Origin of the sequence: Phenylobacterium sp. (genome assembly GCF_036402295.1) — a bacterium.
Lineage (GTDB): Bacteria > Pseudomonadota > Alphaproteobacteria > Caulobacterales > Caulobacteraceae > Phenylobacterium.
In genome coordinates this window covers 1-11,454 of the sequence record NZ_DASWTE010000405.1, presented here as the reverse complement: position 1 = coordinate 11,454, position 11,454 = coordinate 1, and the positions used below count along the sequence as shown (strand labels likewise).

The 11,454-nt window shown below is 70.6% G+C and carries 12 protein-coding genes; 8 read left to right on the top strand and 4 right to left on the bottom strand.

Going from position 1 to position 11,454, the window contains the following annotated elements; all coding sequences use genetic code 11:
• Positions 1 to 228, top strand: a 228-nt coding sequence (locus VGD44_RS23600) for a hypothetical protein (protein ID WP_331090832.1), incomplete at its 5' end; no start/stop codon positions are given.
• Here VGD44_RS23600 and VGD44_RS23595 read toward each other — a convergent pair.
• Both VGD44_RS23595 and VGD44_RS23590 read right to left on the bottom strand, forming a co-directional pair.
• Positions 225 to 641 (bottom strand): PaaI family thioesterase, encoded by a 417-nt coding sequence (locus VGD44_RS23595; RefSeq protein ID WP_331090831.1) that lies wholly within the window; start codon positions 639 to 641, stop codon positions 225 to 227. The two genes, VGD44_RS23600 and VGD44_RS23595, sit on opposite strands and share 4 nt — an antisense overlap.
• Positions 642 to 644: 3 nt before the next feature.
• Positions 645 to 1,076: a PaaI family thioesterase gene (locus VGD44_RS23590; protein ID WP_331090830.1), complete on the bottom strand. Its 432-nt coding sequence runs from the start codon at positions 1,074 to 1,076 to the stop codon at positions 645 to 647.
• An 88-nt stretch (positions 1,077 to 1,164) separates the two neighbouring features.
• Between VGD44_RS23590 and VGD44_RS23585 the strand changes: the two genes are divergently transcribed.
• From VGD44_RS23585 to VGD44_RS23575, 3 genes are all read left to right on the top strand, one after another.
• Positions 1,165 to 2,175 carry a ligase-associated DNA damage response exonuclease gene (locus VGD44_RS23585; RefSeq protein WP_331090829.1) on the top strand — a complete coding sequence of 337 codons (1,011 nt, stop codon included), beginning with the start codon at positions 1,165 to 1,167 and terminating at the stop codon, positions 2,173 to 2,175.
• A gap of 71 nt (positions 2,176 to 2,246) precedes the next feature.
• Positions 2,247 to 3,215 carry a DUF4349 domain-containing protein gene (locus tag VGD44_RS23580; protein WP_331090828.1) on the top strand — a complete coding sequence of 323 codons (969 nt, stop codon included), beginning with the start codon at positions 2,247 to 2,249 and terminating at the stop codon, positions 3,213 to 3,215.
• 101 nt (positions 3,216 to 3,316) lie between these two features.
• The gene (locus VGD44_RS23575; RefSeq protein WP_331090827.1) at positions 3,317 to 3,565 is read left to right on the top strand and encodes a hypothetical protein; all 249 of its coding nucleotides are present in this window, start codon (positions 3,317 to 3,319) and stop codon (positions 3,563 to 3,565) included.
• Positions 3,566 to 3,575: 10 nt separating this feature from the next.
• Here the strand turns inward: VGD44_RS23575 and VGD44_RS23570 are convergent, their stop codons facing one another.
• Complete coding sequence (locus VGD44_RS23570; protein WP_331090826.1) at positions 3,576 to 5,519, bottom strand: hybrid sensor histidine kinase/response regulator; 1,944 nt, start codon at positions 5,517 to 5,519, stop codon at positions 3,576 to 3,578.
• 196 nt (positions 5,520 to 5,715) lie between these two features.
• Between VGD44_RS23570 and VGD44_RS23565 the strand changes: the two genes are divergently transcribed.
• Entirely contained in the window at positions 5,716 to 7,338 is a 1,623-nt protein-coding gene (locus VGD44_RS23565; RefSeq protein ID WP_331090825.1) for a cisplatin damage response ATP-dependent DNA ligase, read from the top strand.
• Positions 7,339 to 7,410: 72 nt separating this feature from the next.
• The gene (locus tag VGD44_RS23560) at positions 7,411 to 7,965 is read left to right on the top strand and encodes a PEPxxWA-CTERM sorting domain-containing protein (protein WP_331090824.1); all 555 of its coding nucleotides are present in this window, start codon (positions 7,411 to 7,413) and stop codon (positions 7,963 to 7,965) included.
• A 6-nt stretch (positions 7,966 to 7,971) separates the two neighbouring features.
• Here VGD44_RS23560 and VGD44_RS23555 read toward each other — a convergent pair whose 3' ends face one another.
• Positions 7,972 to 8,499, bottom strand: coding sequence for an HAD family hydrolase (locus tag VGD44_RS23555; RefSeq protein WP_331090823.1), 528 nt, complete (start codon positions 8,497 to 8,499; stop codon positions 7,972 to 7,974).
• A gap of 92 nt (positions 8,500 to 8,591) precedes the next feature.
• Here VGD44_RS23555 and VGD44_RS23550 point away from each other — a divergent pair, with 92 nt between their 5' ends.
• Both VGD44_RS23550 and VGD44_RS23545 read left to right on the top strand, forming a co-directional pair.
• Entirely contained in the window at positions 8,592 to 10,391 is a 1,800-nt protein-coding gene (locus VGD44_RS23550; RefSeq protein ID WP_331090822.1) for a dipeptide ABC transporter ATP-binding protein, read from the top strand.
• 70 nt (positions 10,392 to 10,461) lie between these two features.
• Positions 10,462 to 11,454: threonine ammonia-lyase (locus VGD44_RS23545; protein WP_331090821.1), on the top strand; the 993-nt coding region annotated here is incomplete at its 3' end.

Here is an 11,454-nt window from a genome sequence, read left to right as displayed (position 1 = left end):
GGGGCCGGCTTGCTCTCGCCGGTGCCGCCGGGACCGTGGTTCTGGATGCGGGCCGGCGGCGACCTGATGGACCTGGCCGCGCTCGGCCGCGCGATCGGCCGTGACAACCCTCGCCGCAAGATCGCCTACGCCGCGTTCGGGGCGGTCGCCGCCGTCGCGGTGGTCGACCTGGCCATCGCCATCCACACCGCCCGCAACCGCCGCGACGATCGCGACGCGGCGGCCTAGGTCCCGCTCAGCAGGAAGTGCCCGCGCAGCGCGGCCGCCGGCTTGTCGCGCGCTTCCTGCCAGGCCTCGACATGCACGTTGGCGATCTGGCGCCCGACCTTCCGCACGTCGGCGCGGGCGTACATGGTCATGGCCTTGCCGGGCCGCAGGTACTCGATCGTGATGTCGATGGTCTTGTGGACCTTGGCGCTGGGCGCGATCACCGACAGCTGGGCGAGCGCGGTCATCTCCATGAACGCCCCGATCACCCCGCCGTGCAGGGCCGGCAACACCATGTTGCCGATAAGGTGGGGCGCGAACGGCAGGATGGCGGTCATCTCGTCGCCCGCCACCTCGACCCGCATGCCGAGGAACCGCGCGTAGGGCACCTGCTGCAGGAAGGTGTCGACCGGCTGGATCGGAGCGTCGTCCATGCCCTAGCCCCGCGGGTTCAGCATGAAGGTGGCCTGGGCGGTCGCCAGCGGATCGGCCGGGTCGTCGTCCCAGGCCTGGGCGCGGACGAAGCCGACGGAGCGCGTGAGCCGGTAGCAGGTGGCCTCGGCGGTGACGCCGCTGCGAGGCTTGGCGGGGCGCAGGTAGTCGATGCGTAGGTCCAGGGTGGCGATCGGCATCGGCGTCTCGTTGGCCGAGTTCACCGCGAGGCCGCAGGTGTGATCGATAAGTGCGGTGACCACGCCGCCGGCGATCACGTCGGTCTCGGGGTCGCCGACCAGCTCCTCGCGCCAGGCCGCGCGCATCACGCCCACGCCCCTGCCGATGCTGACGAGCTCCATGCCCAGGGCCGCAGCATGCGGGACGAACTGGGTCATGCGGTCGGGGAGGGCGGCGGTGTCGTAGGTCTCGGCCATGCCCTTTGGTAGGCCCCTTCCCGCATACGTAAGTCAATCCGTGTGCGGGCTGGGCGGAGCCGTCCGCGGGCGCCTACATTGGTGAGGCATGATCCGGCCGCAGGACCTCCTCTGCCCCAAGCCCGAAGGGCTCTACTGCGTGCCGGGCGACTTCTACATCGACCCGGTGCGGCCGGTGGAGCGGGCGGTGATCACCCACGGCCATGCCGACCATGCGCGCGCAGGCCACGGCGCCGTGCTGGCCACGCCGCAGACGCTGGACATCATGGGCGAGCGCTACGGCCTCGACTTCGCCCGCGCCATGCAGCCCGCCGCCTACGGCGAGGTGGTGAGCCGCGACGCCGTGGAGGTGACGCTGGTCCCCGCCGGGCACGTCCTGGGTTCGGCCCAGGTGGTGGTGCGCTGGAAGGGCCTGACCATGGTCGTCTCCGGGGACTACAAGCGGCGACGGGATCCCACCTGCCCACCGTTCGAGCTCGTGCCGTGTGACGTGTTCATCTCGGAGGCGACGTTCGGCCTGCCGGTGTTCCGCCACCCCGACGACCGCGACGAGATCGCCCGTCTGCTGCGCTCGGTGGCCCAGTTCCCGGAGCGCAGCCACATCGTCGGCGCCTATGCGCTGGGCAAGGCGCAGCGGATCATCCGCCTGCTGCGTGAGGCCGGCTGGGACCGGGTGATTCATGTGCACGGTGCGCTGGAGCGGCTGAACGCCCTCTACGAGCGGCATGGCGTCGACCTGGGCCCGTTGGAGCCGGCGACCACGACGAAGAAGGCCGACTTCGCCGGCGCCATCATCATCGCCCCGCCGTCGGCCATGCAGGACCGCTGGAGCCGGCGCTTCCCCGATCCGGTCGCCGCCTTCGCCTCGGGCTGGATGCAGATCCGAGCCCGCGCCCGCCAGCGTGGCGTCGAGCTGCCGCTGGTGATCTCCGATCACGCCGACTGGGACGAGCTGACCGCCACGGTCGACGAACTGCGCCCCGGCGAGCTCTGGATCACCCACGGCCGGGAGGAGGCGCTGGCCCGCTGGGCGGCGCTGCGCGACATCCCGGCGCGGGCGCTGGCGCTGGTCGGCTACGAGGATGAAGGCGACGATTGAAGCGTGGCCGTAATTTAGCCTACAACTGTAATATTGTGCTTGTGGGGACGGGGGCCATCGGAGGAATGGCCATGAAACGTCCCCTCGTGCTCATCGCTGCGGCCCTGGCCTGCGCGTCCTGTTCGCGCAAGGAGAAGGAGGAGGGGCCGGTCGAGATGGCGATGATCATCCCGCCGCCGCCCGGAGTCGCTGCGAAATACGCGATGTCGCCCGCCGCCGACGCGGCCGCGGCCCCAGCCGCCGATGCGGCGGCAGCCCCTGCCATGGCCGCCGAGCCCGCCGCCGCGGACGCCTCGCCCGCCATGCGTATCGCCGCCGGCCACCCGATGCTGGCCTACAGCTACAGCTACGGCCTGTCTCTGCCGCACCGGCAGGTGGATGCCATGCGCCGCCGCCACGAGCAGGCCTGCGTGGCGGCCGGCTATCGCGTCTGCCAAGTGGTCTCGACCTCGATCCGCGACCAGGGGAACGGCGCCGTCCGCGGCGACCTCGCCATGCGCGCGGCGCCGACGTGGCTGAAGACGTTCCGCGACGGCCTCGAAGGCGACGCCAAGGGCGCCGGCGGCCGGATCGATACCAGCGACGTCACCTCCGAGGATCTCAGCCGCGAGATCGTCGACACCGAGGCGCAGCTGCGCGCCAAGCTGACCCTACGCGACCGCCTCCAGGCCCTGCTGGCCGACCGTCCCGGCCGCCTCGCAGACCTGCTCTCGGTCGAGCGCGAGCTGGCCCGGGTCCAGGGCGAGATCGACTCCACCCAGTCGCAACTGGCGGTCATGCGCGGCCGCGTGGCGATGTCGGAGATTTCGCTGAGCTACGCCCCCGGCGACCTCGTCGGCCCCACCGTGCGCTCGCCGCTCAGCCAGTCGCTAGGCGGCTTCTTCGGTGTGATGGCGGCCAGCGTCGCGGCGATGCTCGACATCCTGGCCATCACCACGCCGTGGGCGCTGCTGCTGGGTGCGATCGCGTGGTTCTTCAGGCGGCGTCTGTGGAAACTGCTGCGCTTCCCCGGGAAGGCGGCGCCGGTTCAGGCCGTGTGAGCGGAAGCCGGGCCGCATCTGCGCCGCGCCTGCACAACCCGATCACGAAGTCGTGATCACGAAAGCGTTACCGTCACCTCGCGCCATACAGGAGGTGATCCATGCGCAAGACCCTGACTGCGATGCTCGTCGTTCTGGCCGCGGGTTCGCTCGCGGCCTGCAAGATGCCCTGGGACAAGGAGAAGGAGCCGACGCCCGGTCCCGTCGCGACGAGCCCCGACACGCCCGCCCCGGACACGACCGCCAGCACGGACCCGGCGAAAACCGTCGAGCCGACGGCGTCGACCGATCCGGCCAAGCCGGTGACTCCCGAAGCGACGCAGACCCCGTCCAAGCCGGCGACGAAGTAGCCGCCGGAGCTCAGCCGAAAGCGGCGTCGGCGGGGATCTCCTCGCCGGCGTCGCTGCCGCTTTCGAGCAGCGCCTTGATCAGCTTCTCCGCCGTGATCGGTTTCGACAGGTGGCGGTCGGCGCCGGCCTTGCGGCTGAGCTCGAGATGTTCGGGGAGCGCGTTGGCGGTGAGCATCAGCACGGGCGTGCGCCGTCGGCCAAGCTGGCGTTCGACCTGGCGGATGGCGCGGGTGGCGGCCAAGCCGTCCATCACCGGCATCTGCATGTCCATCAGCACCACGTCGAAATCGGCCGCGGAATAGGCCTCAACCGCCTGGCGGCCGTCCTCGACCGAGAGCAGCTCCACGCCCAGCGGCTGCAGGATCAGCTCCACGACCTTGCGGTTGGTGGGGTGGTCGTCGGCCAGAAGCACCCGCATCGGGCCCTGGTCGGCCGCGGGCTCCGCCGCCTCGACCGTATCCAGCACCGAGACCGGTGCGGCGGTGATCTCGAGCGGCAGGGTCACCCAGAACACCGAGCCGACACCGGGTTCGGAGTCGCAGTCGAGGTCACCGTCCATCAGCTGGGCCAACTCGCGGGAAATGGCGAGACCAAGCCCCGTGCCGCCGAAGCGTCGCGTGATCGAGCCGTCGGCCTGCTGGAAGCGGCCGAACACGCGGTCCTTGTTGGCGGGCTCGAAGCCCACGCCGGTGTCGCGCACGGCCAGCCGGAACAGGGGGCGTCCTGGCTCGCCGCCCTCGCAGGTCACCTCGATGCGCACCGCGCCCCGCTCGGTGAACTTCACGGCGTTGGACGTGAGGTTGGTGACGATCTGCTTCACCCGCACCACGTCGCTCAGCACCCAGGTCTCGGCTTCCGGCGGCAGGGAGACGTCCAGCGCCACGCCCTTCTCCTGGGCGCGCATCGACAGCAGCCCCGCGACGCCGCGGATCGCCTCGGCCAAGTGGAACGGCTCCTTCTGAATCTCGATGGCCCCGCTCTCGATGCGGGCCAGATCCAGCACGTCGGACAGCAGGCGCTCGAGCGTGGCGCCCGATGAGCGGACGATCTCGACCATCTCGCGCTGCTGGCCGTCCAGTTCGGTGCGCGCCAACACGTCGGCCACCGCCACCACGCCGTTCAGCGGCGTGCGGATCTCGTGGCTCATGTTGGCGAGGAATTCGCTCTTGGAGCGGTTGGCGGCCTCGGCCCGGTCGGCGGCGGCCTTCAGCGCTTCGGCCACCTCGCGCTCGTCGGTGACGTCCTCGCAGACGCCGATGATGTGGCGCGGCCCTTCGTCGCCGAAGGTGGCCATGATGCGGGTCTTGAAGATGCGCTCGCCGCTGGTCGCGGTCTGATGCGGCTTCTCCTCGATGTAGACGCGGCCGGTGGTGAGGACTTCCTGGTCCACCTGGGCGATGAGCGCGGCCCGCTCGGCGTCGAACACCTCGGCGGGCGTGCGGCCCACCATCTCCTCGCGGGAGCGGTCGAAGAAGTCCTCGGCCGCCTGGTTGATCATGATGTAGCGGTCGTCGTTCACGTCCTTGGCGAACAGCACCGCCGGCGCGTGGTCGACGATGGTCTCCAGCAGGGACCGGGACTCGATGTCGGCGGTGATGTTGCGCGAGGCCGCCATAAGGGGCGGGTCTTGGCCGGCGCCCGGCACGCGGACGATGGTGGTGTCCCACCACTCGGGCGAGCGGCCCGGCCGGGTGCGGAAGGTGCGCAGGCGGGCCGGCCGGCCGGCGCGGGCCGCAGCCAGCGCGCGGTCCACTTCGCCCAAGTGCTCCTGGCCCCAGACGTCGGCCCAGGCGTGGCCCGGCGCCACGGTGTCGCCCAGCTCGGCCACGGCGCGGTCGCTTGCAAAGCGCACGACGCCACGGCCGTCGAGCACGGCGACGCAGTCCAGCGTCGCCTCGGCGAGCCCCAGGAACAGGGCGTCCGTCTCGAAAGATGGGTCGCTCGGCTTGGCCACCGAATGCTCCATGGATCCCCGCGCCTGCCTCCCCGCGCGACGCGAAAGCGGGAGAATGGCCCGCAGTCCGTGAAGACTCCGTTCTCATCGGTGGTCATTCGCCGGAACGCGCGTTGCGGGCGAGCTGTTGGGCGCAACAGCGGCGATTGGGGCCTGATCCGAAGCGCCGGAAGGCCCTATGTGTGAACGCTGAGCCATGCGCGCCTTCGCCGAACTGCTCGACCGGCTGTCGCTGACGGCCTCGCGGAACGCCAAGCTCACCTTGGTGCGCGACTACCTGCGCGAGACGCCTGACCCCGACCGCGGCTGGGCGCTGGCCGCGCTCACCGGCGACCTGACGTTCGACGCCGCCAAGCCGGCCTTCATCCGCAAGGCCATCGAGTCGCGGATGGACCCGCAGCTCTTCTGGTGGAGCTATGATTACGTGGGCGACTTGGCCGAGGCGGTCTCGCTGGTGTGGCCCGCCCGGCCGGGGGCCAACCGTGAGCCCCAGCTCTCCGAGGTGATCGAGGCGCTGCGCACGGCGGGCAGGACAGAGGTGCAGCGGCTGATCGAGGGCTGGCTCGACGCCATGCGCGAGCCGCGCGAGCGCTGGGCGCTGCTGAAGCTGATGACCGGCGCGCTGCGCGTGGGCCTGACGGCGCGCCTGGCCAAGCGGGCGGCCGCAGAGCTGGGCCGCGTCGAGCCCGCCGAGATCGAAGAGCTGTGGCACGCGCTCAGGCCGCCCTACGAGGACCTGTTCGCCTGGCTGGAGGGGCGGTCGGAGAAGCCGACCTCGGAGCATCCAGCGCGCTTCCGCCCGGTGATGCTGGCCCAGGCGATCGACGAGGCCGTGGACTTCGGCAAGCTCGATCCCGCCGACTACGCCGCCGAGTGGAAGTGGGACGGCATCCGCGTGCAGGCCGCGCACGAGGGCGGCCTGCGCCGGCTCTACACCCGCACGGGCGACGACATCTCGCGCACCTTCCCCGACGTGCTGGGCGCGCTGGAGGACGAGGGCGTGCTCGACGGCGAGCTGCTGGTGATCCGCGACGGCAAGGTGGCGCCCTTCGCCGACCTGCAGCAGCGGCTGAACCGCAAGACGGTGGACGCCAGGCTGATGGCCGCCTTCCCCGCCGCGATCCGCGCCTACGACATCCTGCAGATCGGGCCCGAGGACACTCGCGGACTGCCCTTCGCCGAGCGGCGCAAGCGCCTGGAGGCCTTCGTGGCCAAGGAGGCGAGCCCTCGGATCGACCTGTCGCCGGTGCAGCCGTTCGCAAGCTGGGCGGAGCTCTCGGCCCTGCGCGCCCAGCCGCCCGCCGGCGACCCACAGATCGCCGAAGGGCTGATGCTGAAGCGCTGGGATTCGCCCTACGAGGCGGGCCGGCCTAAGGGGCCGTGGTTCAAGTGGAAGCGCGACCCATTCCTGGTCGACGCGGTGCTGATGTACGCCCAGCGGGGCCACGGCAAACGGTCAAGTTACTACTCGGACTACACCTTCGGTGTGTGGGCGCAGGACGAGGCGGGTCAGCGGGCGCTGACGCCGGTCGGCAAGGCCTATTTCGGCTTCACCGACGAGGAACTGCTGCAGATCGACAAGTTCGTGCGCGACAACACCCTCGAGCGGTTCGGTCCGGTCCGCTCGGTGCGCGCCGAGCCCCACCACGGCCTGGTCTTCGAGGTGGCGTTCGAGGGCCTGCAGCGCTCCACGCGCCACAAGTCGGGCGTGGCCATGCGCTTCCCCCGCATCAGCCGCATCCGTTGGGACAAGCCGGCCGGCGAGGCAGACGAGCTGGAGACGCTGGAGCGACTGCTGGCGCAGATGGAGGGGCGGTAACCGGCAGATTGACGAGGATCATATCCGGGCTAGCGGGGGACCTATCTCCTGAGCAAGACAAAGGAGGTCACCATGCACGTCCGTCTGACTGGACTCGCCCTCGCGATCGGCCTCGCCGCCGGCGGCGGGCCGGCGTCTGCCGCCACCGTCACCGGGACGTTCACGCCGGCGGGGCCCGGCGAGGCCTTCCTGGCCCTGCTCCAACCGGCCGGTTCGGGAATCTACGAGGTCAGCTTCGCATTCTCGCGCCCAGGCGCAGGGCACATCTCGACCCATCTGATGGAAAGCTACGAATTCTACGACGCCGTGACGGGTGAGCACCAGGGCGGCGACGACAACCTCTATGACAACGAGTATTTCTTCCCGTCGCCGACACTGAACGGCTCCCTGACCTTCCGGATCGGCCGTCCCTACAGCGAGGTGATCGGCGGCCAGCGCATCGAGGGGTTCTTCTGGGACGCCCGGATTGGCCTCAGCGGCGCTTTCGACGGTGCGACCCCCGTGACCTATTCCCTGTCTGTCGATCGGGTCGCCGATGTGCCCGAGCCTGCGGCGTGGCTGCTGATGATTGGGGGCTTCGGACTTGCCGGAACGATACTGCGGCGGCGCGCCAGAGCCGTCGCCTGACGTTCGTCACGGTGGCAGCAGGTCTTCCTTGGCCAGAAACGCCCGCAGATCCCCGCCCTCGAACAGCACCCCCCTCACGCCGGCCCTGAGCGCCGCCTCCAGGTCCGACGGCTTGTCGCCGATCAGCAGCGAGGCTTCGCGGTCGATGGGCCAGTCCTGCAGCGCCTGCAGGATCATCCCGGGATTGGGCTTGCGGAGCGGCGGGTCGGGGTGGCGGTAGGTCTCGACCGGCGCCTCCGGGTGCTGGGGCGCGTGGTAGAAGGCGTCGATGCGGGCGCCCGCCTCGGCGAGGTCGGCCTGCATGCGGGCGTGCAGGGCGTGCATGTCGTCCTCGGAGTAGTAGCCGCGGCCCACGCCCGACTGGTTCGTCACGACGATCACCAGCCAGCCGGCGCGGTTGAACGCCGCCACCGCCTCCCGCGCCCCGGGAATCCAGCGGAAGTCCTCCCAGCGGGAGACATAGCCGCGGTCCTCGTTCAGCACGCCGTCGCGGTCGAGGAACAGGGCGGGCTTCAGGGGCGCGGTTTCAGGCACGGGACGATCATACCGGCTGGCGGGTCGGGCTCGGGTTTCAAAAAGCCTGATTCCGCCTCTAGGGTCGCCATGGTTCCGCTTGCGAGGGCCCGTTGGCCGACGTCCTGACGATCCAAGACCTGCGGGTAGACTTCGACACCCACGACGGCGTCGTGAACGCCGTGCGCGGCGTCTCGCTGGCGGTGGCCCGCGGCGAGACCCTGGGCGTGGTGGGCGAGAGCGGGTCGGGCAAGAGCCAGACCTTCATGGCCGCCATGGGCCTCCTGGCCCGCAACGGCCGCGCGGCGGGCTCGGTGAGGCTGCACGGCCAGGAGCTGCTGGGCCTGAAGCCCCGCGAGCTGAACCGCGTCCGCGGATCGAAGATGACCATGATCTTCCAGGACCCGCTGACGGCGCTCACTCCGCACGTGCGGATCGGCGAGCAGATCGCCGAGCCGCTGCGGCTGCACCTGGGCCTCTCAGGGGGCGACGCCGACAAGCGGGCGCGCGAGTGGCTGGAGAAGGTGCGCATCCCCGACGCGGCGCAGCGCCTGCGACAGTACCCGCACGAGCTGTCGGGCGGCATGCGCCAGCGGGTGATGATCGCCGCGGCCATGGCGCCGGGACCCGAGTTGCTGATCGCCGACGAGCCCACGACCGCGCTCGACGTCACCGTGCAGGCCGAGATCCTGGACCTGATGGCCGAGCTGCAGCGCGAGACGGGGACGGCCCTGGTGCTGATCACCCACGACATGGGCGTCATCGCTCGCCTCGCCGACCGGGTCTGCGTGATGAAGGATGGCGCCTATGTCGAGGAGGGGAAGGCGGCCGACGTCTTCCACGCGCCTCAGACCGACTACGCCCGCGCGCTGCTGGCGGCGATCCCGCGGTTGGACCGCGCCGACCGCGGCGGGCGGCCCGAGATCGCGCCGACGCGCGGGGACGCTCCGGTGCTGATCGAGGGGCGCGACGTGAAGGTGCATTTCCCGATCCGCGACGGCCTGTTCGGCCGGCCGCGGATGCTGCGCGCCGTCGACGGCGTATCGTTCGCCGTGCGCCAGGGCGAGACGCTGGGCATCGTGGGCGAGAGCGGCTCGGGCAAGTCGACGCTGGCGCGGGCGGTGCTCAATCTCCTGCCGGCCACCGAAGGCGCGGTGACCCTGATGGGCCGCGACATCACCCACGCCGACCGCGAGGCGATCCGGGCGTCGCGCAAGGACCTCCAGATCGTCTTCCAGGACCCGCTGGCCAGCCTCGACCCGCGGATGACCATCGGCACGTCCATCGCCGAGCCGCTCACCGCCTTCCGGCCGGAGCTTGGCCGCGCCGCCCGTGAGACGCAGGTGCGGGAGATGATGGCCCGCGTCGAGCTCGACCCGGCGCTGATCAACCGCTATCCGCATGAGCTGTCGGGTGGCCAGAACCAGCGGGTGGGCATCGCCCGGGCGATGATCCTCAAGCCAAAGCTGGTGATCTGCGACGAGGCGGTCTCGGCCCTCGACGTCTCCATTCGCGCCCAGATCATCGACCTCCTGATCCAGCTCCAGAAAGAGATGGGGCTGTCGATGATCTTCATAAGCCACGACCTGGCGGTGGTGCGCGAGATCAGCCACCGGGTGCTGGTGCTCTACCTCGGCCGCGTGATTGAACTCGCCGACCGCGACCGCATCTGGCAGGCGCCGCAGCACCCCTACACCAAGGCCCTGCTCTCGGCCGCCCCGATCCCCGACCCAGGCGTGGAGCGCACCCGCCAGCGCCTGAAGCTGACCGGCGAGCCGCCCAGCCCGATGGACCCGCGCGCCGCGTTCCGCTTCCTGCCCTCGCGGCTGCCGGCGGACGGCTCCACGCCTGTCCTGCCGCCGCAGCTGCAGGAGGTGGCGCCCGGTCATCTCGTCGCGGAGTTCGATGCTTAAGCGGCGTTGCGTTGCAGCAAAGCCCTGCCGTCGTTAGGTTGCGCGCCTTTCCGAACAGCCGGCCGCGCCCATGACCCTCGCCTTCGACGACATCCTTGCCGCGCAACAGCGGCTGAAGGGTCATATCGAGCGCACGCCCTGCCGTTTCTCGCGCACGCTGTCCGAGATCACCGGCGCGCAGGTGTGGGTGAAGTTCGAGAACCTGCAGTTCACGGCGGCCTACAAGGAGCGCGGGGCGCTCAACAAGCTGCTGCAGCTGGGCGAGAACGTGCGATCGCGCGGCGTGATCGCCGCCTCTGCCGGCAACCACAGCCAGGGTCTGGCCTACCACGCCGCCCGCCTGGGCATCCCGGTCACCATCGTCATGCCGAAGGCCACGCCCTTCATGAAGGTGCAGCAGACCCGCGCCCACGGCGCCGAGGTGCTGATCGAAGGCGACAGCTACGACGAGGCGGCGGCCAAGGCGCGGGCGATCTGCGCCGAGCGCGAGCTGACCTTCGTCCACCCGTTCGACGATCTGGATGTGATGGCGGGCCAGGGCACCGTGGCCCTGGAGATGCTGGAGGACGTGCCCGACCTGGAGGTCCTGCCGATCCCGATCGGCGGCGGCGGCCTGATCGCCGGCATGGCCACCGCGGCCAAGCATGTGAAGAAGGACATCCGGATCGTGGGCCTGGAGCCCGCGATGTTCCCCTCGTTCACGGCCAAGATGCGCGGCGTGCGCACGGCCCAGACCAACGGGACCTCGACCATCGCCGAGGGCATCGCGGTGAAGGAGGTGGGCGAGCAGACCTACGCCATCGCCCGGCCGCTGATCGACGAGGTGCTGCTGATCGAGGAGCCGCACTTCGAGCGCGGCATCGCCCTCTACTGCAACGTCGAGAAGACGGTGGCCGAAGGCGCCGGCGCCGCCTCGCTGGCCGGCCTGCTGGCCTATCCCGAACGGTTCCGCGGCAAGAAGTGCGGCCTGGTGATCACCGGCGGCAATATCGACACCCGCCTGCTGGCCTCGGTCCTGACCCGCGAACTGGTGCGCGAGAGCCGCATCGTCTCGCTGCGGATC

What these genes read in the sequence shown, in the direction of transcription:
- VGD44_RS23595 (WP_331090831.1), bottom strand. Translation starts at nt 641, where the DNA reads ATGGACGACGCTCCGATCCAGCCGGTCGACACCTTCCTGCAGCAGGTG.
- VGD44_RS23590 (WP_331090830.1), bottom strand. Translation starts at nt 1,076, where the DNA reads ATGGCCGAGACCTACGACACCGCCGCCCTCCCCGACCGCATGACCCAG.
- VGD44_RS23585 (WP_331090829.1), top strand. Translation starts at nt 1,165, where the DNA reads ATGATCCGGCCGCAGGACCTCCTCTGCCCCAAGCCCGAAGGGCTCTAC.
- VGD44_RS23580 (WP_331090828.1), top strand. Translation starts at nt 2,247, where the DNA reads ATGAAACGTCCCCTCGTGCTCATCGCTGCGGCCCTGGCCTGCGCGTCC.
- VGD44_RS23575 (WP_331090827.1), top strand. Translation starts at nt 3,317, where the DNA reads ATGCGCAAGACCCTGACTGCGATGCTCGTCGTTCTGGCCGCGGGTTCG.
- VGD44_RS23565 (WP_331090825.1), top strand. Translation starts at nt 5,716, where the DNA reads ATGCGCGCCTTCGCCGAACTGCTCGACCGGCTGTCGCTGACGGCCTCG.
- VGD44_RS23560 (WP_331090824.1), top strand. Translation starts at nt 7,411, where the DNA reads ATGCACGTCCGTCTGACTGGACTCGCCCTCGCGATCGGCCTCGCCGCC.